This window comes from Kitasatospora sp. NPDC101183, from assembly GCF_044767945.1.
Lineage (GTDB): Bacteria > Actinomycetota > Actinomycetes > Streptomycetales > Streptomycetaceae > Kitasatospora.
Genome location: NZ_JBIWOW010000007.1, coordinates 213,861 through 240,453, shown reverse-complemented (window position 1 = coordinate 240,453; position 26,593 = coordinate 213,861). Strand labels below are relative to the sequence as shown.

Sequence of the window (26,593 nt, the reverse complement as noted above, 5' to 3'; positions counted from 1 at the left end):
GTCTGAGTTGTGACCTTCTGATCTTCCGACCTTCTTCTGAATCTCTGAGCTAGGGCTAGGGGACTGGCGATGTCGAACAACGAGAGCGGTCTGCGCGAGTACCTGCGTCGCGCCACGGCAGAGCTGCGGGACGTCAACCGCCGGATGCGGGAGATGGAGGAGCGGCAGCAGGAGCCGATCGCGATCGTGGGCATGGCCTGCCGGTTCCCGGGCGGGGTCGCCTCGCCGGAGGACCTGTGGCGGCTCGTCGCGGAGGGCCGCGACGGCGTCAGCCCGTTCCCGACCGACCGTGGCTGGGACCTGGACGGGCTCTTCGACGACGACCCCGAGACCCCTGGCACCTCCTACTGCCGGGAGGCCGGATTCCTGCACGACGCCGGGCGGTTCGACCCCGCGTTCTTCGGCATCTCGCCCCGCGAGGCCGTGGCCGTCGACCCGCAGCAGCGCCTGCTGCTGGAGGTGTCCTGGGAGGCCCTGGAGCGCGCCGGACTCGACCCGCGCACCCTGCACGGCTCGCGCACCGGCGTATTCGCGGGTGTGATGTACCACGACTACCAGCCGCCGGTCGCCGCCGTCCCGGAGGAACTGGAGGGCATGGTCGGCACCGGCAGTGCGGGCAGCATCGCCTCCGGCCGCATCGCCTACACCCTGGGCTTGGAGGGCCCGGCGGTGACGGTCGACACCGCCTGCTCCTCCTCCCTCGTCGCCCTGCACCTCGCCGCGCACGCGCTGCGCCAGGGCGAGTGCGAGATGGCGCTGGCGGGCGGTGTGACGGTGATGGCCACGCCGTCCTCCTTCGTGGAGTTCAGCCGCCAGCGCGGGCTGGCGCCGGACGGCCGCTGCAAGTCCTTCTCCACCGGGGCCGACGGCACCTCCTGGGCGGAGGGCGTCGGCGTGCTGGTGCTGGAACGGTTGTCGGTCGCCCAGGCCAAGGGCCACCGGGTGCTGGCGGTCGTCCGGGGCTCGGCGATCAACCAGGACGGGGCCAGCAACGGGCTGACCGCGCCGAACGGCCCCTCGCAGGAGCGGGTCATCCGGCAGGCACTCGCCCAGGCCGGGCTGGTGTCGGCCGACGTCGACGCCGTCGAGGCGCACGGCACGGGCACGGCGCTCGGCGACCCGATCGAGGCCCAGGCACTGCTGGCGACGTACGGGCAGGAGCGCGAAGAGCCGCTCTGGCTGGGCTCGTTGAAGTCCAACATCGGCCACTCGCAGGCGGCGGCCGGTGTCGGCGGCGTCATCAAGATGGTCATGGCAATGCGCCACGGCGTGCTGCCGCAGACGCTCAACGTCGACGAGCCGACCACGCACGTCGACTGGTCGACGGGCGCGGTGGAACTACTCACCTCGCAGCGCGAGTGGCCGGAGGTCGACCGCCCGCGCCGGGCCGCCGTCTCCTCCTTCGGGATCAGCGGCACCAACGCCCACGTCATCCTCGAACAGCCCGAACCCGTCGAGGAAATGGAGCCGCCGACCACCGGGCTCGTCCCGCTGCTGGTGTCGGCCGCCAGTCCGGAGGCCCTGCGGGCGCAGGGGGCGCGGCTGGCAGCCTTCCTCGGCCGGCAGCCGGAGACCGATCCGGCGGCGGTCGCGGCCGCGCTCCTGCGGCGGACGGCCTTCGGGCACCGGGCGGTGGTCATCGGGTCGGAGACGGGCAACCTGGTCGGCCCGCTCGGCGCCCTGGTCGCCGGGGAGGCCGCGTCCGAGGCTCCGAAGATGGGCGTGCTGTTCACCGGCCAGGGCGCCCAGCGGGCCGGAATGGGCCGGGAGTTGAGCGCCCGCTTCCCAGTCTTCGCCGAGGCCTTCGCCGAAGTGTGCGCCGCCTTCGACCCGCTGATCGGACGCTCGCTGCGCGAACTGTGCTTCAACTCCGACGAGTTGGACCGGACGCAGTACACCCAGCCCGCGCTGTTCGCGTTCGAGGTCGCCGCGTACCGGCTGCTGGAGTCGCTCGGCGTGCGGCCGTCGGTGCTGGTCGGGCACTCGATCGGGGAACTGGCCGCCGCCCACGTCGCCGGAGTGTTCTCCCTCGCCGACGCCGCCCGCCTGGTCGCCGCACGCGGACGCCTGATGCAGCAACTCCCGGCCGGCGGCGCCATGATCGCCGTCCAGGCCACCGAGGCCGACCTCCTCCCCCTCCTCGCCGGGCTGGAGGACCGCGTCACCGTCGCGGCGGTGAACTCGCCCACCTCCGTGGTCATTTCCGGCGAGGACGCCTCGGTCACCGGGGTCGCCGAGCGGCTCGCCGCCGAGGGGCGGAAGACGCAGCGGCTGCGCGTCAGCCACGCGTTCCACTCGCCGCTCATGGACCCGATGCTGGAGGAGTTCCGTACGGTCGCCGCCTCGGTCGAGTACCGGGAGCCTTCCCTGACGGTCGTCTCCAACGTCACGGGAGAGATGGCGAGTTCGGGGCAGCTGACCGACCCCGCATACTGGGTCCGCCACGTCCGCGAGGCCGTCCGCTTCTCCGACGGCCTCACCGCCGCCCACACCACCGGCGTCACCGCCTTCGTCGAAACCGGCCCCGACGCCGTCCTGACCGCCCTCACCCGCCAGATCCTCGCCGACGAGCCACAGCTCACCGCCGCGCCCCTCGCCCGCCGCAACCAGCCCGAGGACCGTACGGCCCTGGAGGCCCTCGGCGCGCTGTGGACGCGCGGCGCGCGCATCGACTGGGCCCCGCTCGTCCCCGCCGCGCTTCCCGCCGACCTGCCGACGTACGCCTTCGACCACCAGCACTACTGGATCAAGCCCCAGGCCACCACCGGCGGCCTCACCACCGCAGGCCTGAGCGCCGTCGAGCACCCCCTCCTCGGCGCGGTGACCGAGCTGGCCGCCGGTGACCAGTTCGTGCTGTCCGGCCGGCTCTCCCTCACCACCCACCCCTGGCTCGCCGACCACACCGTCCACGGCACGGCGATCCTCCCCGGCACGGCCTTCGTGGAGCTGGCCCTCCAGGCCGCCCACCGCACCGAGACCTCCCACCTGCGCGAACTCACCCTCCAGGCCCCGCTGGTGCTCACCGGGCAGGGCGCCCGCCAGCTCCAGGTCACCGTCGCCGAGCCGGACGGGACCGGCCACCGCGCCGTCACCATCCACTCGCGCCCCGCCGACGGCGAGTCCGAGGAGCCCTGGACGCTCCATGCGGACGGCCTGCTCGCCGCCCAGGACGCGACGCCCGCCCAGGACGCGACGCCCGCCGAGGGCCTCGCCGCCTGGCCCCCCGCCGGTGCCCGGCCCCTCGCCGTGGACGGCCTCTACGACCGCCTCGCCGACCTGGGCCTCGGCTACGGCCCGCTGTTCCAGGGCGTCACCGCCGCGTGGTCGGCCGGGGGCGAGATCCTCGCCGAGATCGAGCTGCCCGAGCAGACCCGTGCCGACGCCGCCCGCTTCGGCCTCCACCCCGCGCTGCTCGACGCCGCTCTCCACACCATCGCCCTCGGCGGCGAGGAGGAGCAGTCCGAGACCCGCCTCCCGTTCTCCTGGTCGGGCGTGACCCTGTGGTCGGCGGGCGCGACGGCGCTGCGCGTGCGGCTCGGCGGCGCGGACGGCCCGTCTGTCCGCCTCCAGGTCGCGGACGGCACCGGCGCGCCCGTGCTGTCGGTGGACGCGCTGGTCCTGCGGCCCGTCACCGCAGGGCAGTTGAGCGGAGGCGCCTCCGGTGCGCTGCTCGGCGTGGACTGGGTCGAGCTGCCCGTCCCGGCCGCCGGACAGGCCCCGCACCTGGCGGCGCTCCGCACCTCCGCGCTCGGCGTCGACGGGTACGGGGACCTCGCCGCGCTGGCCGCCGCCGGGCCGCTGCCCGAGGTCGTCGTGGCCGAGGTCCGGCCGGGCGGCGACGTCCGGGCCGTCGCCCGGGAGGTGCTGGCCCTCGCGCAGGAGTGGCTGGCCGCGGAGCGGTTCGCCGCCTGCCGCCTGGCCGTACTGACCCGGGGCGCCGTCGCCACCGACTCCCCTGATCCGGCGCTCGCCGCCGCCTGGGGTCTGATCCGCGCGGCGCAGGCCGAGCACCCGGGCCGGTTCGTCCTGGTCGACGCCGACGAGGAGAGCCTGCCGCTCCTCCCGGCCGCACTCGCCTCCGACGAGACCGAACTCGCCCTCCACGCGGGCCTGGTGAGCGCACCGCGCCTGGTCCGCCTGCGGGAGACGGCCTCCGCGCCGACGCTGGACGGCACCGTGCTGATCACCGGCGGCACCACCGGCCTGGGCGCCCTGGCCGCCCGCCACCTGGTCACCACGCACGGCGTGCGACACCTTCTGATCACCAGCCGGCGCGGCCCCGAGGCCCCCGGCGCCGCCGAACTGAGCGCCGAGCTTGAGGAGTTGGGCGCCGAGGTCACGCTCGCCTCCTGCGACGTCTCCGACCGCAACGCCCTCGCCGCGCTCCTCGCCTCCGTCCCGGCCGAGCACCCGCTCACCGCCGTGATCCACGCCGCCGGCACCCTCGCGGACGCCCCGGTCACCGCCCTCACGGACGAGCAGCTCGACCACGTCCTCGCTCCGAAGGCCGAAGCCGCCCGGCACCTCCACGAGTTGACCCGCGACCTGCCCCTCACCGCCTTCGTCCTGCTCTCCTCCCTCGCCGGCACCTGGGGCAACCCCGGCCAGGCCAACTACGCCGCCGCCAACGCCTCCCTCGACGCCCTCGCCGCACTGCGCCGGGCCGAGGGCCTGCCCGGCACAGCGCTCGCGTACGGCCTCTGGGACACCCGCACCGGCCTGAGCGAGGCCCTCACCGACGCCGACCTGGAGCGCATGCGCCGCCAGGGCCTGCGCCCGCTGACCGCCGAACAGGGCCTCGCCGCCCTCGACGCGGCCCTCGGCTCGGACCGCCCGCTCCTCCTCTCCACCGGCCTCGCCCTGCGCGCGCTCGCCGACCGGGACCGGGTGCGGCCGCTGCTGCGCCGCCTGGTCACCGGCCGCCTGCGCCGGGCCTCGACGGGCGGCGCCCGGACCGGATCGCCGCTGTACGAGCAGCTGATCGGACTGGACGAGCCCGGCCGCCGGACGCTGCTGCTGGACGTGGTGCGCGGCCAGGTCGCCGCCGTCCTGGGCTTCGCCGGACCGGAGGCCGTACACGCCGACCGGCTGTTCCAGGAGCTGGGCTTCGACTCGCTCACCGCCCTCGAACTGCGCAACCTCCTCAACCAGGCCACCGGCCTCGTCCTCCCCGCGACGCTCGTCTTCGACTACCCGACGCCCACCGCCCTGGCCCGCCACCTCGCCACCGCCCTCCTCGGCACGACCGAGGCCGTGAGCGTCGCCCGTACGGTCGGCACGGACGAGGACCCGATCGCGATCGTCGGCATGGCCTGCCGGTTCCCGGGCGGGGTCGCCTCGCCGGAGGACCTGTGGCGGCTGGTCGCGGAGGGCCGCGAGGGCATCAGCGGCTTCCCGACGGACCGTGGCTGGGACCTGGACGGGCTCTTCGACGACGACCCGGATCGCACGGGTACCTCGTACTGTCGGGAGGCAGGATTCCTGCACGGGGCCGGGGAGTTCGACCCCGCGTTCTTCGGCATCTCGCCCCGCGAGGCCCTCGCCACCGACCCGCAGCAGCGCCTTCTGCTGGAGACCTCCTGGGAGGCCGTCGAGCGCGCCGGGCTCGACCCGCGCAGCCTGCACGGCTCGCGCACCGGCGTGTTCGCGGGCGTGATGTACCACGACTACCAGCCGATGGTCGGGACGGTGCCCGAGGAGCTGGAGGGCATGGTCGGGACGGGCAGCGCGGGCAGCGTCGCCTCCGGCCGGATCGCGTACACGCTCGGGTTGGAGGGCCCGGCCCTCACCGTGGACACGGCCTGCTCCTCCTCGCTGGTCGCGCTGCACCTGGCCGCGCAGTCGCTGCGCAAGGGCGAGTGCGACCTCGCGCTCGCGGGCGGCGTGACGGTGATGGCGACGCCTGCGGCGTTCGTCGAGTTCAGCCGCCAGCGCGGGCTCGCCCCGGACGGCCGCTGCAAGTCCTTCTCCACCGGGGCAGACGGCACCTCCTGGGCCGAGGGCGTGGGCATGCTGGTGCTGGAGCGGCTGTCGGTCGCCCAGGAGAACGGGCACCGGGTGCTGGCCGTGGTGCGCGGATCGGCGATCAACCAGGACGGGGCCAGCAACGGGCTGACCGCGCCGAACGGCCCCTCGCAGGAGCGGGTGATCCGGCAGGCACTCGCGCAGGGCGGTCTGGTGTCGGCGGACGTCGACGCCGTCGAGGCGCACGGCACGGGCACGGCGCTCGGCGACCCGATCGAGGCCCAGGCGCTCCTGGCGACGTACGGGCAGGAGCGCGAAGAGCCGCTCTGGCTGGGCTCGTTGAAGTCCAACATCGGCCACTCGCAGGCGGCGGCCGGTGTCGGCGGCGTCATCAAGATGGTCATGGCGATGCGCCATGGCGTCCTGCCGCAGACGCTCAACGTCGACGAGCCGACCACGCACGTCGACTGGTCAACGGGCGCGGTGGAGCTGCTCACCTCGCGGCGGGACTGGCCGGAGGTCGACCGTCCGCGCCGGGCCGCCGTCTCCTCCTTCGGGATCAGCGGCACCAACGCCCACGTCATCCTCGAACAGCCCGAAGCCATCGAGGAGATGGAGAGCGCGTCTGCCGGGCTCGTCCCGCTGCTGGTGTCGGCCGCCGGCCCGGAGGCCCTCCGCGCCCAGGCCGCGCGGCTCGCCGGGCACCTGGAGGAGTACGGCGGGCTGAGTGCGGCTGCGGTCGCCAAGGGACTGCACCTGCGCACGGCCTTCGACTATCGCGCCGTGGTCGTCGGCGCCGAGACGGACGAACTCGCCGCCGGGCTGGCCTCGTTGGCGAACGAGCCCGGAGCATTCGGCGACGCCTTCGCGGCGCCGAAGGTGGGCGTGCTGTTCACCGGGCAGGGTGCCCAGCGGGCCGGGATGGGCCGGGAGTTGAGTGCCCGCTTCCCGGTGTTCGCTTCGGCCTTCGACGAGGCGTGCGCCGCCTTCGACCCGCTGCTGGAGCGCTCACTGCGCGAACTGTGCTTTGAGTCCGATGAGTTGGACCAGACGCAGTACACCCAGCCCGCACTGTTCGCGTACGAGGTCGCCGCCTACCGGCTACTCGCCAGCCACGACCTCAAGCCCGCCGTCCTGATCGGCCACTCCATCGGCGAACTCGCCGCCGCCCACGTCGCCGGAGTGTTCTCCCTCGCCGACGCCGCCCACCTGGTGGCCGCACGCGGACGCCTGATGCAGGAACTCCCGGCCGGCGGCGCCATGATCGCCGTCCAGGCCACCGAGGCGGACGTGCTGCCGCTGCTCGCCGGGCTGGAGGACCGCATCGCCGTCGCGGCGGTGAACTCGCCCACCTCGGTCGTGATCTCGGGTGAAGACGCGGCTGTCGAGGCCATCGCCGGACAACTCGCCGCCGAGGACCGCAAGACCCAGCGCCTGCGCGTCAGCCACGCCTTCCACTCACCGCTCATGGACCCGATGCTCGTCGAGTTCCGCGAGATCGCCGAGAGCGTCACCTACCACGAACCGACCATCCCGATCGTCTCCAATGTCACCGGGACGATGGCGAGTTCGGAGCAGCTCACCGACCCCGCGTACTGGGTCCGCCACGTCCGCGAAGCCGTCCGCTTCGCCGAAGGCCTCACCGCCGCCCACGCCACCGGCGTCACCACCTTCGTCGAGACCGGCCCCGACGCCGTCCTGACGGCGCTGACCCGCCAGATCCTCGCCGACGAACCACAGCTCACCGCCGCACCCCTCGCCCGCCGCAACCGCGACGAGGAGCGCACCGCGCTCGAAGCGCTCGGCACCCTCTGGTCGCAGGGCGTCGGGATCGACTGGACCCCGCTCCTCCCGGCCGCCGTCGCCCCCGCCGACCTGCCGACGTACGCCTTCGACCACCAGCACTACTGGATCAAGCCCCAGGCCACCACCGGCAACCTCGCCACCGCAGGCCTGCACACCCTCGACCACCCCCTCCTCGGCGCCGTCACCCGCGTCGCGGGCACCGAGCAGCTGATCCTCTCCGGCCGCCTCTCCCTCACCACCCACCCCTGGCTCGCCGACCACACCGTCCACGGCACGACCGTCGTGCCGGGCGCCGCCCTGGTCGAGCTGGCCCTCCAGGCCGCTCTCCGGACCGGCTGCGCCCGCGTCGGCGAACTCGTCCTCCAGACGCCGCTGGTGCTCACCGAACAGGGCGCCCGCCAGCTCCAGGTCACCGTCGCCGAACCGGACGGAGCCGGCCTGCGCGGCGTCGCCGTCCACTCCCGCCCCGAGGAGTCCTCCGACTCCGACGAGCCGTGGACCCTGCACGCCGAGGGCCACCTCGCTCCCCAACCGTCCGACGGGCCCGCCCCGTTGACCGCCTGGCCCCCGACCGGCGCCGAGGCCGCCGACGCCGAGGAGCTCTACGCCCGCCTCGCCGCCCTCGGCCTCGACTACGGCCCGGCCTTCCGGGGCCTGCGCGCCGCCTGGCGGACGGACGAGGCCCTGTACGCCGAGGTCGAACTCCCCGAGGACGTACGGGCGGAGGCCGACCGCTACGCCCTGCACCCCGCGCTGCTCGACGCCGCCCTCCACACCCTCGCCGTCGGCCACGACGGGCGGGCCGAGACCCTGCTGCCCTTCACCTGGTCCGGCCTGACCCTGCACGCGCACGCCGCCACGGCCCTGCGCGTGCGGATCACCGCCGAGGGCCCGCAGGAGGCCTCGCTCCAACTCGCCGACGCGACCGGCGCGCCCGTCCTCACCCTCGACGCCCTCGCGCTGCGCCCGCTCGCCGCCGACCGGCTGACCGGCACCGCCGAGGTCACGTACCAGGTCGAGTGGACGGCGGTGCCGACGGGTGAGGCCGAGCCGGGCCCGTACACCGTCGTCGAGGTGGACACCGACCCGACCGCCGCCGACCCGCTGCGCGCGACCCTGCGCCGGGTGCTGGCCGTCGTCCAGGAGCACCTGGCCGACCCCGACGCGCCCCGGCTCGTCCTCCTCTCCCGGGGCGCCGTCGCCACCGGGGCCGCGCCCGACCCGGTGCAGGCCGCCGTCCGGGGCATGGTCCGCAGCGCGCAGGCGGAGCACCCGGGCCGGTTCGTCCTGGTCGACGCCGACGAGGAGAGCCTGCCGCTCCTCCCCGCCGCCCTGGCGACCGACGAGCCCCAACTCGCCCTCCACGTGGGCACGGTGTCGGCACCGAGGATCGTCCGCCACACCCCGGCGGCCGCCTCGGACGCGCCGCCGCTGGACGGCACCGTCCTGATCACCGGCGGCACCACCGGCCTCGGCGCCCTGATCGCCCGCCACCTGGTGACGGCCCACGGCACCCGCGGCCTCCTGCTCACCAGCCGGCGCGGCTCCCTGGCTCCCGGCGCCGCCGAACTGCGAGCGGAGCTGGAGGAGTTGGGCGCCAGCGTCACCGTCGCCGCCTGCGACGTCTCCGACCGCGACGCCCTCGCCGCGCTGCTCGCCTCCGTCCCGGCCGGGCAGCCACTCACCGCCGTGGTCCACGCCGCCGGCATCCTCGCGGACGGGCCCGTCGCCGCCCTGACGGAGGACGGCCTCGACCAGGTCCTCGCCCCCAAGGCCGACGCCGCCCGCCACCTGCACGAACTCACCCGCGGCCTGCCGCTCACCGCCTTCGTCCTGCTCTCCTCCCTCGCCGGCACCTGGGGCAACCCCGGCCAGGCCAACTACGCCGCCGCCAACGCCTACCTGGACGCCCTCGCCGCCGAACGCCGCGCCGACGGCCTGCCGGGCACGGCCCTCGCGTACGGCCTGTGGAACGCGGGTGGCATGACCTCCCACCTCAGCGAGGCCGACCTGCGCCGCCTCGGCCGCACGGGCGTGCTGCCGCTGACCGACGCCGAGGGCCTCGCCGCCTTCGACGCCGCGCTCGCCGCCGACCGGCCGTCCGTGCTCTCCGCTCGCCTCGACCTGCGGGTGCTCGCCGAGCGGGACGAGGTGCACCCGCTGCTGCGCCGCCTCACCACCGGGCGGCCGGCTGGCCGCCTGCGCCGCGCCGCCGCCGCGCGGCCCGCCGCCCAGGGGGCACTCGCCGACCGGGTCGCCGGGCTCGACGAGACCGCCCGGCAGGAGCTGCTGCTGGGGATCGTCCGGGGGCAGGTCGCCGCCGTGCTCGGGTTCGCCGGGCCGGAGGCCGTCCACACCGACCGGCTGTTCCAGGAGCTGGGCTTCGACTCGCTCACCGCCCTCGAACTGCGCAACCAGCTGAACGCCGCCACCGGCCTCCAGCTGCCCGCCACCCTGATCTTCGACCACCCCACCCCCGGCGCCCTGGCCCGCCACCTGGCCACCGCCCTGCTCGGCACGGCCACCGCCGTGACCGTCACCCGCACCGGCGGCGGCGACGCGGAGGACCCGATCGCGATCGTCGGCATGGCCTGCCGCTTCCCCGGCGGGGTCGCCTCACCGGAGGACCTGTGGCGGCTGGTCGCGGAGGGCCGCGACGGCATCACACCGTTCCCCACCGACCGTGGCTGGAACCTCGACACCCTCTTCGACGACGACCCGCACCGCACCGGCACCTCCTACTGCCGGGAGGCCGGATTCCTGCACGGGGCCGGGGAGTTCGACGCCGCCTTCTTCGGCATCTCGCCCCGCGAGGCCCTCGCCACCGACCCCCAGCAGCGCCTGCTGCTGGAGACCTCCTGGGAGGCCGTCGAACGCGCCGGGCTCGACCCGCGCAGCCTGCACGGCACCCGCACCGGCGTCTTCGCCGGTGTGATGTACCACGACTACCTCCCGGCCGTCGGCACCACGCCCGGCGAGCTGGAGGGCCTGATCGGCACCGGCGTGGCGGGCAGCGTCGCCTCCGGGCGCATCGCCTACACCCTCGGACTGGAGGGCCCGGCCCTCACCGTCGACACCGCCTGTTCCTCCTCCCTCGTCGCCCTGCACCTCGCCGCGCAGGCGCTCCACCAGGGCGAATGCGAGCTGGCGCTGGCCGGTGGCGTGACCGTCATGGCCACCCCAGGCGCCTTCATCGACTTCAGCCGCCAGCAGGGCCTGGCGCCCGACGGCCGCTGCAAGTCCTTCTCGACCGGCGCGGACGGCACCTCCTGGGCCGAGGGCGTCGGCATGCTCGTGCTGGAGCGGCTGTCCGACGCGCGGCGCAACGGGCACCGAGTGCTGGCCGTCGTCCGGGGCTCGGCGATCAACCAGGACGGCGCCAGCAACGGGCTCACCGCGCCCAACGGGCCGTCCCAGGAGCGCGTCATCCGGCAGGCGCTCGCCCAGGCCGGGCTGGAGCCCTCCGAGGTCGACACCGTCGAGGCGCACGGTACCGGCACCTCGCTCGGCGACCCGATCGAGGCGCAGGCGCTGCTCGCGACGTACGGGCAGGGGCGCTCCGACGAACAGCCGCTCTGGCTGGGCTCGTTGAAGTCCAACATCGGGCACGCGCAGGCCGCCGCCGGGGTCGGTGGGATCATCAAGATGGTCATGGCGATGCGCCACGGCGTCCTGCCGAAGACCCTGCACGTCGAGGAGCCGACCACCCACGTCGACTGGACGGCGGGGGCGGTGCGGCTGCTCACCTCGCAGCGGGACTGGCCGGCCGTGGACCGTCCGCGCCGCGCGGGCGTCTCCTCCTTCGGAATCAGCGGGACCAACGCGCACGTCATCCTCGAACAGCCCGAAGCCGTCGAGGAGTTGGAGACCGCACCCGCCGGGATCGTCCCGCTGCTGGTCTCGGCCCGCAGCCCGCAAACCCTGCGCGGCCAGGCGGAGCGGCTCGCCGCGTTCGTCGAGGCGGAGGAGGCGGAGCCGGCGGCGGTCGCGGCCGCGCTGGCCGCCCGTACGGCCTTCGAGTACCGAGCCGTGGTGCTGGACGAACTGCCCACGGCCCTCAGCGCGTTGGCCGAGGGGCGCACGGCCCTCAGCGCGTTGGCCGAGGGGCGCACGGCCCCCGGACTGGTCAGGGGCTCGGCACTGACCGACGCGCCCCGGGTCGGTGTCCTCTTCACCGGCCAGGGCGCCCAGCGCACGGGCATGGGACGGGAGTTGCACGAGCGCTTCCCGGTCTTCGCCGAGGCCTTCGACGCGGCCTGCGCCGAGCTCGACCAGCATCTGGGGCGGTCACTGCGCGAACTCTGCTTCGCGTCGGACGAGTTGGATCAGACGCAGTACACGCAGCCCGCGCTGTTCGCCTTCGAGGTCGCGGCCTACCGGCTGCTGGAGAGCCACGGGCTCAAGCCCTCGATGCTGATCGGCCACTCGATCGGCGAGCTGGCCGCCGCCCACGTCGCCGGAGTCCTCGACCTGCCCGACGCCGCCCACCTGGTGGCCGCGCGCGGACGGCTGATGCAGCAACTCCCGGCCGGGGGCGCGATGATCGCCGTCCAGGCCACCGAGGCCGACGTGCTGCCACTGCTCGCCGGGCTGGAGGACCGCGTCACCGTCGCGGCGGTGAACTCGCCCACCTCGGTCGTGATCTCGGGTGAGGAGACGACCGTCGAGGCCGTCGCCGGGCAACTCGCCGCCGGGGGCCGCAAGACGCAGCGCCTGCGCGTCAGCCACGCGTTCCACTCGCCGCTCATGGACCCGATGCTCGTCGAGTTCCGCGAGATCGCCGAGAGCGTCACCTACCACGAGCCAACCATCCCGATCGTCTCCAACGTCACGGGCACGATGGCGACTTCGGAGCAGCTCACCGACCCCGCATACTGGGTCCGCCACGTCCGCCAGGCCGTCCGCTTCGCCGACGCCGTGACCACCGCGCACGAGGAGGGGATCAGCACCTTCGTCGAGACCGGCCCGGACGCGATCCTGACGGCGCTGACCCGGCAGATCCTCGCCGACGAGGAGCAGCTCACCGCCGCGCCCCTCGCCCGCCGCAACCAACCCGAGGAGCGCACCGCCCTGGAGGCGCTCGCCGCCCTCTGGACGGGCGGCGCCCGCGTCGACTGGGCCCCGCTGCTGCCCGCGAAGGCCGCGCCCGTCGACCTGCCGACGTACGCCTTCGACCACCAGCACTTCTGGATCAAGCCCCAGGCCGCCACCGGCGACCTGAGCACGGCCGGGCTGACCACGCTCGACCACCCGTTCCTCACCGCCGTCACCGAGGTCGCCACCGGCGAGCAGCTCGTCCTCTCCGGCCGCCTCTCCCTCACCACCCACCCCTGGCTCGCCGACCACACCGTCCACGGCACCGTGCTCGTCCCGGGCACCGGCCTCGCCGAGCTGGCGATCCGGGCCGGCGACGAGGCGAGCTGCCCCGTACTGGAGGACCTGACGCTCCAGGCGCCGCTGGTCCTGCCCGAGCGGGGCGGCCTCCAAGTGCAGGTGACCGTCGGCGCCCCGGACGAGCGCGGACTGCGGCCCGTCGCCGTCCACTCGCGCCCCGAGACCGGGCCGCAGGAGCCGTGGACCGTCCACGCGGACGGCCTGCTCGCCCCGGCCACCCGCGCCTCCGGGGGTGACGCCGACCTGGCGGTCTGGCCCCCCGCCGACGCCCGGGCCGTCGACACCGCCGACGCCTACCCGTACCTGGTCGGCCGGGGCTACGGCTACGGCCCGGTGTTCCAGGGCATGACGGCGGTCTGGCGGCGCGGCGAGGAGGTGTTCGCCGAGGTCGAGCTGCCCGAGCAGGCCCACGCGGACGCCGCCCGGTTCGGGCTCCACCCGGCGCTGTTCGACGCGGCGATGCACATGATGCTGCTGATCGGGCGGGAGGACGGCACCGAGCAGACGCTGCTGCCCTTCGCCTGGTCCGGCGTGACCCTGCACTCGGCGGGCGCCACCACCGTCCGCGTCCGGATCTCCCCCGTCGACGGCGGGGTCGGCATCGTCGTGGCGGACGCCGAGGGCGCGCCGGTGCTGACCGTCGAGGCGCTCGGCATCCGGCCCGTGTCCGCCGAGCAGCTGACGGGCGCCGGGCAGGCCGCCGGGGTGCTGCACGCCCTGGACTGGGTGCCCGCCGCCGTGACGGCCGCCGAGCCGGCGCTCTCCGTCGCGGTCCTGGGCGAGGGCCTCGACGGCCTCGACGGGGCCGCCCGCCACGTCGACTGGACGGCGCTCGGCGACTCCGTCCCGGAGCACCTGCTGGCCGAACTGCCCGTGCCCGCACCCGGCGCGGCCCCGGCGCGGCTGCGCGAGGCCGTCGGCCACGCGCTCGGCCTGGTACGGGAGTTCCTCGCCCGGGACGGCCTGGCGGACACCCGCCTCACCCTGGTCGTCCGGGCGGACTCCGGCGAGCCGGACCTCGCCCTGGCCCCCGTCCGGGGCCTGGTCCGGGCCGCGCAGGCCGAGAACCCGGGCCGCTTCGCCGTGATCGACACCGACGGGGAGAGCATGGCGCTGATCCCCGCCGCGCTCGCCACCGAGGAGCCCGAACTCGCCCTCCGCGCGGGCGCGATGACCGTCCCCCGCCTCGTCCGGCACACGCCGGCCGCCTCGGTCACCCCGGTGTTCGACGGCACCGTGCTGATCACCGGCGGCACCGGCGGCCTGGGCGCGCTCGCGGCCCGCCACCTGGTCACCGCGCACGGCGCCCGGCACCTGCTGCTCACCAGCCGACGCGGGCCCGATGCCCCCGGCGCCGCCGAACTGCGCGCCGAGCTTAAGGAGTTGGGCGCGGAGGTCACCATCGCCGCCTGCGACGTCTCCGACCGTGACGCCCTGGCCGCGCTGCTCGACTCCATCCCGGCCGAGCACCCGCTCACCGCCGTCGTCCACACCGCCGGGATCGCCGACAACGGCCTGGTCGGCGCCCTCACCGCGGCGCAGTTCGACCGCGTCCTCGCCCCCAAGGCCGACGCCGCCTGGCACCTGCACGAACTCACCCGCGACCTGCCGCTGAGCGCCTTCGTCCTCTTCTCCTCCGCCGGCGGCATGGTCCTCGCCGCCGGGCAGGCCAACTACGCCACCGCCAACCTGTTCCTCGACACCCTCGCCGCCCACCGCCGCGCCGCCGGACTCCCCGCCTCCTCCCTCGCCTACGGACTCTGGGACACCCGCACCGGCCTCAGCGAGGGCCTGACGGAGGCCGACCTGGAGCGCATGCGCCGCCAGGGGCTGCCGCCGCTGACCGCCGCACAGGGCCTCGCCGCCCTCGACGCCGCCCTCGCGGGCGACCGGCCCGTCCTCGTCCCCCTCAAGGTCGACCCGGCGGCCCTGCGCCACCGCACGGACGACCTGCCCGCCCTGCTGCGCGGCCTGCGCCCCGCCGGCGCCCGCCGTACGGCCCGGGCCGGAGCCGGAACCGGCCCCGTGGAGCTGGAGCGCCGCCTCGCCGGCCTCGCCGGGGCCGAGCGCGAGGCCGCCGTGCTGCGCTTCGTCCAGGAGAAGGCGGCCGCCGTCCTCGGCCACGCCTCGGCGGACGCGGTGGAGCCCGAACGGGCTTTCCAGGACCTCGGGTTCGACTCACTGACGGCCGTCGAGCTGCGCAACCAGCTCAACGCCGCCACCGGCCTGCGCCTGCCCGCGACCCTGGTCTTCGACTACCCAAGCCCCGTCGCGCTCTGCGGCCACCTGCTCGGCGCCCTCGCCCCGGCAGCCCCTGCGGCGGGGCCCGGGCGCGGGCTGCACGCCGAACTCGACGCCGTGGAAGCCGCGTTGGCCACCGAGGGCGCCTCCCCGGACGCCGACCGCGAGGCGATCACCGTCCGCCTGGAGCAGCTGCTCGCCGACTGGAAGAAGGCGACCAGGCCCGCCGAGACCGAGGACCTGGCCGAACGGTTGGAGGGCGCCAGCGCCGCCGACCTGCTCAGTTTCATCGACAACGAACTCGGGCTCTCCTGAGCCGGTCCCAGCCGAGGAAGGACACGAACCGTGCCCAGTGAAGAGCAGTTGGTCGAGTACCTCAAGCGCGTCACCGCCGAGCTGCACAGCACCCGGCAGCGCCTCCAGGAGGTGCGCGACAAGGACCGCGAGCCGATCGCCGTCGTCGGGATGGCCTGCCGCTACCCCGGCGGGGTCACCACCCCCGAGCAGCTGTGGGACCTCGTGGTCGAGGGCCGCGACGCCGTCTCCGACCTGCCCGAGGACCGGGGCTGGGACATCGACGGCCTCTTCCACCCCGACCCCGAGAACCCCGGCACCTCGTACTGCCGGCGCGCCGGATTCCTGTACGACGCCGCCGAGTTCGACCCGAAGTTCTTCGGCATCTCGCCGCGCGAGGCCGTCGGCGTCGACCCCCAGCAGCGGCTGCTGCTGGAGGCTTCCTGGGAGGCGATCGAGCGGATCGGCCTCGACCCGCGCAGCCTGCGCGGCTCCCGCACCGGCGTGTTCGCGGGCGTGATGTACCACGACTACGGCATGAACGCGCTGCTCGCCTCCACCAGCGGCGGCAGCCTGATCTCCGGCCGCGTCGCCTACACCCTCGGCCTGGAGGGCCCGGCCGTCACCCTCGACACCGCCTGCTCCTCCTCCCTCGTCGCCCTGCACCTCGCCGCGCAGGCGCTGCGGCAGGGGGACTGCGAGCTGGCGCTGGCGGGCGGCGTCACCGTCATGGCCACCCCCGGGATGTTCCTGGAGTTCAGCCGCCAGCGCGGCCTCGCCCCGGACGGGCGCTGCAAGTCCTTCTCCTCCTCGGCGGACGGCACCTCCTGGGCGGAGGGCGTCGGCGTCCTGGCGCTGGAGCGGCTCTCCGTCGCCCAGGCCAAGGGGCACCGCGTCCTGGCCGTGATCCGGGGCTCGGCCGTCAACCAGGACGGCGCCAGCAACGGCATCACCGCGCCCAACGGGCCGTCCCAGGAACGCGTCATCCGCCAGGCGCTCGCCCAGGCCGGGCTGACCCCGGCGGACGTCGACGCCGTGGAGGCGCACGGCACCGGGACCACGCTCGGGGACCCGATCGAGGCGCAGGCGCTGCTGGCCACGTACGGGCAGGAGCGCTCCGCCGAACAGCCGTTGCTGCTGGGCTCGTTCAAGTCCAACATCGGGCACGCGCAGGCGGCGGCCGGGGTCGGTGGCGTCATCAAGATGGTGATGGCGCTGCGGCACGGCGTGCTGCCGAAGACCCTGCACGTGGAGGAGCCCTCGCCGCACGTGGAGTGGTCGGCGGGGGCGGTGGAGCTGCTCACCTCGCAGCGGGACTGGCCGTCGGTCGACCGTCCGCGCCGGGCGGCCGTCTCCTCCTTCGGGATCAGCGGGACCAACGCGCACGTGGTGCTGGAGCAGGCCTCGCCGACCGTCGGGGAGGTGGCGGCCCCTGCGGCGCAGGCCGGGCCGCAGGCCTGGCTGCTGTCGGGGGCGAGCCCCGAGGCGTTGCGGGGGCAGGCGCGGAAGCTGGCCGAACTCGTCGGGCGGGAGCCGGGGTTGCACCCGGCGGCGGTGGCGAAGGCGCTGCACGGGCGGACGGCGTTCGAGCACCGGGCGGCCGTGGTCGGCTCCTCGGTGGGCGAACTGGCTGCCGGACTCGGTGCGTTGGCGATCACGGGTGCGGCGCAGGGGGCGCCGAAGGTGGGCGTGCTGTTCACCGGGCAGGGAGCTCAGCGGGCCGGGATGGGGCGGGAGTTGTGTGCCCGATTCCCGGTGTTCGCCGAGGCCTTCGAGGAGGTGTGCGCGGCGTTCGATCCGCTGCTGGGGCGGTCGTTGCGTGAACTGTGCTTCGAGTCGGAGGAGTTGGACCAGACGCGGTACACCCAGCCCGCGCTGTTCGCGTACGAGGTCGCCGCGTACCGGCTGCTCGCCGACCACGGGCTGAAGCCGTCGGTGCTGGTCGGCCACTCGATCGGCGAGCTGGCCGCCGCGTACGTCGCCGGGGTGTTCTCGCTGGCGGACGCGGCGCGGCTGGTCGAGGCGCGCGGGCGGCTGATGCAGGCCCTCCCGGCCGGGGGCGCGATGGTCGCCGTCCGGGCCGCCGAGGAGGACGTGCTTCCGCTGCTGGCCGGGCACGAGCACACCGTGGCCGTGGCAGCCGTCAACGCGCCCGGTGCGGTGGTGATTTCGGGCGAGGACGTCACGGTGACGCAGATCGCCGAGCGGCTGGCCGGTGCCGGGCGCAAGACGCAGCGACTGCGCGTCAGCCACGCGTTCCACTCGCCGCTGATGGACCCGATGCTGGAGGAGTTCCGGGCGGTCGCCGCCTCGGTGGAGTACCGGGAGCCTTCGGTGGCGATGATCTCCAACGTCACGGGGGCGATGGCCAGTTCGGGTCAGCTCACCGATCCGGAGTACTGGGTGCGCCACGTCCGCGAGGCCGTCCGCTTCGCCGACGGGCTCGCCGCCGCGCACTCCGAGGGGGTCACCACCTTCGTCGAGACCGGCCCCGACGCCATCCTGACGGCGCTCACCCGGCAGATCCTCGCCGACGAGGAGCAGATCACCGCCGCGCCCGTCGCCCGCCGCAACCAGCCCGAGGACCGTACGGCCCTGGAGGCGCTCGGCGCGCTGTGGACGCGCGGCGTTCGCATCGACTGGGCGCCGCTGCTGCCCGAGCGGGCCGCGCCCGTCGACCTGCCGACGTACGCCTTCGACCGGCAGCGCTACTGGGTGGCCGCCGCCGAGGCCGGGGCGGACGTGAGCGGCGCCGGGCTCGGCGCCCTGGACCACCCACTGCTGACCGCCGTCACCGAACTCGCCACCGGCGAGCAGTTCGTGCTCTCCGGCCGGCTCTCCCTCACCACGCACCCGTGGCTCGCGGACCACACCGTCCACGGCACGCCGATCCTCCCCGGGACGGCCTTCGTCGAGCTGGCCCTCCAGGCCGCCCAGCGCACCGGGACCCCGCACCTGCACGAGCTCACGCTCCAGGCACCGCTGCCGCTGGGCACGCCCGTCCAGGTCCAGGTCGCGGTCGGCGCCCCCGCCGAGGACGGCCACCGCGCCGTCACCGTCCACTCCCGCCCGGCCGACACCGAGGCCGCCTGGACCCTGCACGCCGAGGGCCACCTCGTGTCCGCCCCGGCCGAGGAACCGGCGCCGCCGACCGCCTGGCCCCCGGCCGGTGCGCGGCCCGTCCCCGTCGAGGACCTGTACGACCGCATGGCCGACCTCGGGCTCGACTACGGCCCGCTGTTCCAGGGCGTCACCGCCGCCTGGTCCCTCGACGGCGATGTCCACGCCGAGGTCGAACTCCCCGAGCCCGCCCACCCGGAGGCCGCCCGCTTCGGCCTCCACCCGGCACTGCTCGACGCCACGCTCCACGCGCTCGCCCTCGGCGAGTTCCTCCAGGACGTCGAACCGGGCCGGCCGGCCCTGCCCTTCGCCTGGCAGGGCGTGCGGCTGCACGCCACCGGCGCGACGGCGGTCCGCGTCCGGGTGCGGTCCGAGGGCGCCAACGGCGTCCGGCTGGACATCGCCGACGCGGACGGCTCGCCCGTCCTCTCCGTGGACGCGCTGCGGCTGCGGCCGCTGTCGGTGGAGCAGCTGGCCGCCGCCGACCGCTCCTCGGATGTCCTGTTCGACGTCGAGTGGACGGCTGTGCCGGTGGGCTCGGCGGCCTCCGGCCTGGCCGTACTCGGGGACGACCTGCCCGGGCTCGTCGATGTGCAGCGCCACGCCGACTGGGCCGCGCTCGCGGAGGCCCGTCCGGCGTGGGTGCTGGCCGAGGTGCCCGCGCCCGGCGCCGGTGACACCCCCGAGCGGCTGCGCGAGGCCACGTATCGGGCGCTCGACCTCGTCCAGGGCTTCCTCGGGCAGGAGGGCCTGGCCGACACCCGGTTGGCCGTCGTCACCCGGGGAGCGGTCGCGAGTGCCGAGCCGGACCTCGCGGTCGCGCCGGTCTGGGGCCTGGTGCGCGCCGCGCAGGCGGAGCACCCGGGGCGATTCGTGGTGGTCGACACCGACGAGGAGAGCGTGGCGCTGCTGCCCGCCGCCCTCGCCACCGAGGAGCCCGAACTCGCCCTCCACGCGGGCACGGTGGCCGCTCCTCGGTTCGTCCGGCACCCTGCCGCCGAATCCGCCGCCTCACCCCTCGACCCGAACGGCACCGTCCTCATCACCGGCGGCACCGGCGGCCTCGGCGCGCTCGCGGCCCGCCACCTGGTCACCACGCACGGCGTGCGGCACCTGCTGCTCACCAGCCGCCGGGGCCTCGCCGCCCCCGGTGCGTCCGAACTCCGTGACGAACTGACCTCCCTGGGTGCGAGCGTCACCGTCGCCGCCTGCGACGTCGCCCGGCGCGAGGCGCTCGCCGAGCTGCTCGCCTCGATCCCCTCCGAGCACCCGCTCACCGCCGTCGTCCACGCCGCGGGTGTCGGCGACAACGGCCTGGTCGACGCGCTCGGCCGGAAGCAGTTCGAGGGCGTGCTCGGGGCCAAGGCGGATGCCGCCTGGCACCTGCACGAGCTCACCCTTGACCTGCCGCTGGCCGCGTTCGTCCTGTACTCCTCTGCGGGTGGCATGGTCCTCGCCGCCGGACAGGCCAACTACGCCACCGCCAACGCCTTCCTCGACACCCTCGCCACCCACCGGCGTGCGGCCGGGCTGCCCGCCACGGCGGTCGTGTACGGGCTCTGGGACACCCGGACAGGCCTGAGCGAATGGCTCGCGGAGTCGGACCTGGAGCGCATGCGCCGCCAGGGGCTTCCGCCGCTGACCGCCGAGCAGGGCCTCGCCGCACTGGACACTGCACTCACCGCCGAACGGCCGGTCCTGGTCGCGCTCAAGGTCGACCCGGCGGCGCTGCGGCACCGTACGGACGACCTGCCCGCCCTCCTGCGCGGCCTCGTCGGCCCCCGCCGGGCGGCCACCCGCGAGGCCCGCTCCTCCGTGAACCTGGCCTCCCAGCTCGCCGGCCTCTCCGCTGCTGAGCGGCAGGAGCACCTGCTCAAGCTCGTCCGGGGCCAGGTGGCGACGATCCTCGGGTTCGCGGACGCGTCGGAGATCAACCCGGAGAAGCCCTTCCAGGACTTCGGCTTCGACTCGCTGACGGCGCTGGAGTTCCGCAACCAGCTCACCACCGCGACTTCCCTGCGCCTCCCCGCCACTCTCGTCTTCGACTACCCCACCGCAGCCACCCTGGCCGCTCACCTCGCCACCCGCTTCGGCGACCCCGACGGCCAGCCGGCGGACGGGCTGCGCCTGTTCGCCGACCTCGACCAGCTCCAGCGCTCGCTGGCCGATCTCCCCGCCGACCCGGTCCTGAGGACCCGTCTCACCACCCGCCTCCGCGAGTTGCTGACCACCCTCGATGCCCAGCCCGCCGCCACGGCGGACGTCTCCACGGCGAGCGACGACGAACTCTTCAGCTTCATCGAGGACCTCGGCGTCTGAGCCCCTCGTGCTCGGCGCCAGAAGTCGGTCCCCCCGACTTCTGGCGCCGACCTGCTTGGGCTCCCATCCCGTACGCGCGCAGGAAGTCGGCCCCACCGACTTCCTGCGCGACGCCGCCTGGAGGTTCGGCGGCTCCCAACCAGCGCGCGGGCCTGCCGCGAGCAGCTGATCGTCCCCGTCTGGTCGGCCAACGCTTCCCTGCGGGCTGGCTCTGTGCCCTAACCCGGCCTCCCCACGCGCCCACACCAGGAGAGGTGGTTGCACGCCCCAACCCAGTCGGCCTCCTCAACCCAACACCCCGCACCAACAGCTGCGCTGGCCCGCCACAGCGCTGCTCATCACCCCAACCCAACCAGCCCGAAAGCCCCACGCCCCCACATCTGTCGGCGTACACCTGTGTTTGCCCAGGGTGGTACAGCCAGAGGTGCTCAGCTCCCACACTGGTTCAGGCTCAGCAGAATCAAAGCGGCCCAGCGCAATCGGGTGGCGTCATGGGAGGGCGCTGCGGAACACTGCGTCGGGTGATCGTGATGCAGCCCGTCCTGGAGATCCGCGCCCCTGACGGCTTCGACCTCTGGCCTGTCGCCACGATCGAGTCGACTGGCTTCCTGCCCCTCAGCGGCGGGCTCTCACCCGCGGAGGTCGGGACGGCGGTGATGCGCATCGCCGACTGCAACGACATCGATCCTGACGACGACCGCCCGCCCCGGCCCACCGACCCGCTCGGCTCCTTCCTTCACGGACTGCTGACCTTCGACACCCCTTTCGCAGCCGGCGGCCTGCGGGTCATCGACGACTCCACCGGCATCACGTTCCTGCCCGGCTGCTGCGACGGGTTGGACGAGTGGCGCGACTGGCATCGGCTCGTCGACAGCGGTGGCCTGCTCGGCTTCGGCCACGACCCCGTGGAACCGGTCGCCGAGCGTTTCGGCGATACCGTCCGGCTCACGGTCGACGCCGAGCAGAGCGACAGCCCGGTGATCGAACTGCCCGTCACCGAACTCCGCTGCCTGCTCGCCGGTGCCGAGCGCGACCTGGTCGACTTCCTCACGCTGGCCGCCGACTGGGCCCTTCGGCACCTGCCCGGTTGCCGGGCTCCCGTCATCGGCGCCCTCGCCCGGGTCCTCGACCTGCCCGCGCCGGCCATGCCGCCGGAGCAGTAGAACAGCGGGCACGGTTCCGCCGGCCAACGCGGACCGGACCCGGGACAGCCATCATGCCTGCCGCAATGAGCACGTTCGTGTGTACCCGGCTGGGCACTTCGACCTGTACGCCGACAACACCAACAGCTTCGCCAACCCGGCGCAGAGCTGCTGAGTGCCCCAACTCAGCCCCCAGCGCCCCACACCAAGAAGTGCTCCAGCCCGCCGCAGGCGGATGCGCGCCAGACATCGGCGAAGCCGATGGATGGCGCTGGACTACAGCAACCACCGCCCAGCGCGAGAAGTCGGGCCCTCCGACTTCTCGCGCTCACGCTGCCCACGGGCCTGGTGCCCGCAAGGGCAGCCCGGCTCACTTTGACGGCAGGACGATGCCAGCGATCAGCCTGTCCGATGGCGGCATGTCTGGACCTGCGGACTGCGGATCATCTCCAGCGAAGCGACCTTCAACTGCACTTCCACCTGGAGCTGGTGGAAGTCCCGCTCCCAGGCCCGAGCAGGCTGCTTGTCCCTTGCGAGCAAGCCGCGCAACTAGGTTCTGTCCGGCCGATCTTGAGCTGTGGGAGGATGTCGTCCATGACTTGCATCCGAAGGGGCCGTGCCTCGTAGAACACCAGCTTCACTTCGGCCGCAGGAACGCGGCTGGGGTATGCCCTGGGTGCGGTATCGCGACGTCCCAGGTCTGTCAGGAGCGGCGAATGCCTCTGTCCGTGTGCTCGAACGAGAGCGGTTGTCTCCGGGCATCGTGGCAGTGGCGCTGAGCGTCTGGTCCGTGCGCGTCCACGGCACGAGGCGCCGGTGGAGGCAATGGGAGGCGGAGTTCACTTGCCCCTGCTGCGGCGAGGGTTGGGCCCGGGACACGCTGCAAGACGCTCTGTTCATGCTTCCGCCAAGGGCCGCCGGCGAACTCCGTGTGCAGGTCGAGCGCCTGGACGCGGTGCTCCTCGGACGGACGCATCACGAGCCGACGGAAGACCCGGAGTTGGCGTGGTGGCATCGCAGGTGCTGACCGTAGCCATGTCACCCACTGGTTCGTCGGCTCTTGCGTGACTGGCCGGGGGGATCTGACAGAGGCGGAGTGACGACTCCTGGAGCCGCTCCTACCAACGGGCAACAACCGCTGCGGGCAGTGGCGCGATTTGCTCCGGACGTGATCGGCGGGACAGAACCCAGGTCCTCTCTTTTGGATCTTGTCGGATCAGCGTGCGGCACTCCCGGCTCCTGAGGAGCTGGGCGATCCCCTTTGCCGTGCGTTCTCCGAGTCCTGAAGGTGAAGTCCTGGGGCGTGTCCGGCGGGTAGGAGAGGGCAAATCCGGTGGCCGCATGCTCAGCGGAAGATGGCTGCCCGGATCCGCACGCGGCGCGTCGATGAGGACTTCTCCTGGCGCGCCGTGGCCCAGGCTGCGTCCGACCTGTGGGGCTCCGGCTGGGGCAGTAACCGGCTCTACGGTGAAGACCTCTGCGTGGCCGCGGCGAAGGCGCTGCACGAAAACCCCTACCGCGAGCTGTGGGACTGACGCCCGCCGGGTGGCTTCCCTCTGATCAGCGAGCGGACCGGACAATGCCGCCGGCCATGTGCAGTCCGGCTCGGAAGGCTATGGCGGTCTGCTCGTACAGGGCTGTGAAGACCCGGTCCCACGTTTCGTCGATCACCAAGTTCCGCAAGCTCATGCAAACGCCCTTCCAGGAGCCGTACTCGGCGGGCAGATGCACCCACTGCGAGCCGGTCTGGAACATCCACGCGATCGCGTCGATCACCTGCCGGTGATCCCGCCACCGCCCGCCCGCTTCGGCGTCCGGTCCGGCAAAAGCGGCTCCATCTGCGCCCACTGCGCGTCGGTTAACGGCACGACCGGACCAACGATCCGATGATCGGAAAGAAACGGCCGAGCACTTCGAGTGTGCCAGGAGAAACGCGAAGAAGCAGCGGCGCAGGAAGTCGGCGCGGCCGACTTCCTGCGCCGGGAGCAGCCGCTCAATAGTCCTGGCGTGTGGCAGCTGCATGCATGGCGGGCCACAACAGATCGAGCACGTGAGCCCAGTTGCAAGTGTCACGGCCACCACCGGACTTCGGCTTGTGGGGGACGCAGTCACCGATGAGTACATCCGTCGCCCGGAGCCGAGCCAAGCTCTCGGCACAGGCAGGGTGAGCGGCTTGGGCGGAGTTGAGGTAGGGCTGTACAGCCACCGGGATTCCCAACCCGTACGCCTCGCACAGGATGCCGAGCGCGAGCGTGTCGGAGATTCCGGCGGCCCATTTGTTGATGGTGTTGAACATGGCAGGAGCCACAACAATGGCGTCAGCCCGTGGCGCCGGCTTCGATCCGCTCGGCGTGGTCCACGCCGAGCGGATCGGATGGCCGGTCTGAGACTCGACGGCGTCGTGGTCTACGAAGTCGAGAGCGCTGGGAGTAGCAACCGCGACAACCTCCCAGCCACCCAAGTGGGCGGCTGCGATCAGCTCGCCCACGCCATCGGCGATTCCCGCTGCGCAGACAACGACGTAGAGGGTGGGCGCTTGGCTCTCCATCAAGTCGGGACTCCCAACTCCTGGCAGAAGCAGTGCAATTCCGGAACACAACCGCGCCGATCACGCGTGGCCATGCCACCGGGGAGGTCCCAACCTTCCCTGTAGGGCGGTTTAACCGTGAGGATGCCGCCCGCACGGTCGCGAACAATCACATCCACTGAGACCCGCCCGGCAGGACGGTACCGGCGAACAGCCCGTCCCACAGCGGCTTGTGTGGAGTCGGCCCCCGTCCGGCTGGGCGGGGGCCGACTCCGGACGGCGTGCTCGGCTCAGATCTCGCCGAACTCGCCGTGCTGGACGGCGGCAACGAACGACTTCCAGGCATCGGCCGGGAAGACGAGAGCGGGGCCCTGCGGGTCCTTGGAGTCCCGAACGGGGGCCAGGCCGGGGAAGTTGCGAGCCACCTCGACGCAAGTGCCGCCGTTGTTGCTGTAGCTGGACTTGAACCACGCGGCGCCGGACAGGTCTGCAGGAGGGATCATGACGTTCCTCTCACGCCTTGCGGACCATCTCCGCCGACCATACTCGACTCCGCCTCTCGGCCTGGTCCTCGATGCCATCGAGGACCAGGCCGAACCACCAATGCGAAGAAGCCGCAGCGCAGGAAGTCGGCCCAGCCGACTTCCTGCGCAACGGCGTTCTCCGTGTTCGGGCCCGAGCCATGCGGGGGCGGGTGAACAGGGTGCTGGGGGTATGGATGGTGCAGCGTGGGCATCCGGCTACTCCTCGGGGCCGGACCGCACGAGGAGTTCGCGGGGTCCGGTGGCCATCGTCTGGCGGATGCGGTCGGCATGACGGCGGACGGCGGTGGGTGGGAGGCCGGTTGGGGGTGGGGGCGGGATCGGGGTGCTGCGGCAGGTGCGGCAGAGGCCGCCGAGGAGGGCGGGTGGGCGGCAGGGGGTGCGGCAGTTGGTGCACTCGATGATGCGGGCAGCCGTCACGGGCCGCTCCGGGGGAAGTTTGTCGACCAGGCGCCGCCGGGTGAAGGCCACCGGGCTGTGGACGTCCGGCGGCAGGCCGGACGCGAGGGCCGCGGTGAACAGGGCGGGGGTGGCACCCCGGGCGAACCATGCGGCGGCGAGGGGCTCAAGGGCGGAGCAGTCGGCGGCGGAGAGGGTGAGCCGGGGATCGGCGAGCCCGAGGCCGGCGAGGGCTGCATAGGCGGGGGTTTGCGCGCTCCGTCGCTCTTCAGGGGGATCTGGCGCTTCGGGCGTTGACGCCTCCCCGGTGGCGATGAACCGCGCCCACCAGGCGTCGCTGCGCGGTGTCCGGGAGAAGTAGGTGCGGAACACCCACCGGCAGTCGGTGGAGTCGATGCGCTCGCGCACGCGGCGCAGGTGACCTGCGGCGGAGAGCTTGTTGAGGGCGGTGCGGACGGCCATCTGCCCGAAGAGGGGCTGGTGCGCGGCGAGGGTTTTGACGTCCATCGCCGCGCCGTCCGGGAGGCGGTCGATGAGCGTGGCGAGGTACGCCTCGCGGGTGGGGAGGCCGGAGAAGTCGGCTGCCGAACGCGGAAGTTGCTCCGGGGCGGACCGCTTGCCGTATCCGGGGGCGGCCATGGCGGTAGAGTCGTGGATAGCCATAGATCGAGGTCTTTCGATCGAAGCGGTCAGACCCCCGTTCGGTGTTCGCAGCACCGGCGGGGGTTGTTTCGTTGGTGCGCACGCTACACGGCGCGACCAGCGGTGGAGAAGTCGTGACGATAAGTCATATCGGCTGCCCAGGAGGGCGGTTGGTAGGTGGTTTCCCACCCGTTCAACTAAGG

Annotated in this window: 7 protein-coding genes and 1 pseudogene; 4 read left to right on the top strand and 4 right to left on the bottom strand. The window is 73.8% G+C overall.

Annotation, left to right across the window (positions count from 1 at the left end):
- Positions 1-63: 63 nt before the first annotated feature.
- The 4 genes and pseudogenes from ACIRRS_RS12065 to ACIRRS_RS12050 all read left to right on the top strand — a co-directional run bounded on the left by ACIRRS_RS12065 (position 64) and on the right by ACIRRS_RS12050 (position 23,815).
- Positions 64-15,720, top strand: a complete 15,657-nt coding sequence (locus tag ACIRRS_RS12065) for an SDR family NAD(P)-dependent oxidoreductase (protein WP_402968811.1) — start codon at positions 64-66, stop codon at positions 15,718-15,720.
- A 36-nt stretch (positions 15,721-15,756) separates the two neighbouring features.
- Positions 15,757-21,138: pseudogene (locus ACIRRS_RS12060) on the top strand (type I polyketide synthase); the annotation flags it as partial.
- Between the two features lie 530 nt (positions 21,139-21,668).
- Entirely contained in the window at positions 21,669-22,301 is a 633-nt protein-coding gene (locus ACIRRS_RS12055; RefSeq protein ID WP_402968808.1) for a hypothetical protein, read from the top strand.
- 1,334 nt (positions 22,302-23,635) lie between these two features.
- Positions 23,636-23,815 (top strand): hypothetical protein, encoded by a 180-nt coding sequence (locus ACIRRS_RS12050; protein WP_402968546.1) that lies wholly within the window; start codon positions 23,636-23,638, stop codon positions 23,813-23,815.
- A 25-nt stretch (positions 23,816-23,840) separates the two neighbouring features.
- Here the strand turns inward: ACIRRS_RS12050 and ACIRRS_RS12045 are convergent, their stop codons facing one another.
- From ACIRRS_RS12045 to ACIRRS_RS12030, 4 genes are all read right to left on the bottom strand, one after another.
- Positions 23,841-24,302, bottom strand: a complete 462-nt coding sequence (locus tag ACIRRS_RS12045) for a transposase (RefSeq protein ID WP_402968543.1) — start codon at positions 24,300-24,302, stop codon at positions 23,841-23,843.
- Positions 24,274-24,828, bottom strand: coding sequence for a flavoprotein (locus ACIRRS_RS12040; RefSeq protein ID WP_402968540.1), 555 nt, complete (start codon positions 24,826-24,828; stop codon positions 24,274-24,276). The genes ACIRRS_RS12045 and ACIRRS_RS12040 overlap by 29 nt, the downstream gene beginning before the upstream one ends.
- 269 nt (positions 24,829-25,097) lie before the next feature.
- Positions 25,098-25,310: a DUF397 domain-containing protein gene (locus tag ACIRRS_RS12035; RefSeq protein ID WP_402968537.1), complete on the bottom strand. Its 213-nt coding sequence runs from the start codon at positions 25,308-25,310 to the stop codon at positions 25,098-25,100.
- 237 nt (positions 25,311-25,547) lie between these two features.
- Positions 25,548-26,387 carry a hypothetical protein gene (locus ACIRRS_RS12030; RefSeq protein WP_402968534.1) on the bottom strand — a complete coding sequence of 280 codons (840 nt, stop codon included), beginning with the start codon at positions 26,385-26,387 and terminating at the stop codon, positions 25,548-25,550.
- Positions 26,388-26,593 lie beyond the last annotated feature (206 nt).

Coding starts and splice junctions, on each gene's coding strand:
- ACIRRS_RS12030 (WP_402968534.1), bottom strand. CDS start 26,387: ATGGCCGCCCCCGGATACGGCAAGCGGTCCGCCCCGGAGCAACTTCCG.
- ACIRRS_RS12050 (WP_402968546.1), top strand. CDS start 23,636: ATGGCTGCCCGGATCCGCACGCGGCGCGTCGATGAGGACTTCTCCTGG.
- ACIRRS_RS12045 (WP_402968543.1), bottom strand. CDS start 24,302: ATGCAGCTGCCACACGCCAGGACTATTGAGCGGCTGCTCCCGGCGCAG.
- ACIRRS_RS12035 (WP_402968537.1), bottom strand. CDS start 25,310: ATGATCCCTCCTGCAGACCTGTCCGGCGCCGCGTGGTTCAAGTCCAGC.
- ACIRRS_RS12040 (WP_402968540.1), bottom strand. CDS start 24,828: ATGGAGAGCCAAGCGCCCACCCTCTACGTCGTTGTCTGCGCAGCGGGA.
- ACIRRS_RS12055 (WP_402968808.1), top strand. CDS start 21,669: ATGCAGCCCGTCCTGGAGATCCGCGCCCCTGACGGCTTCGACCTCTGG.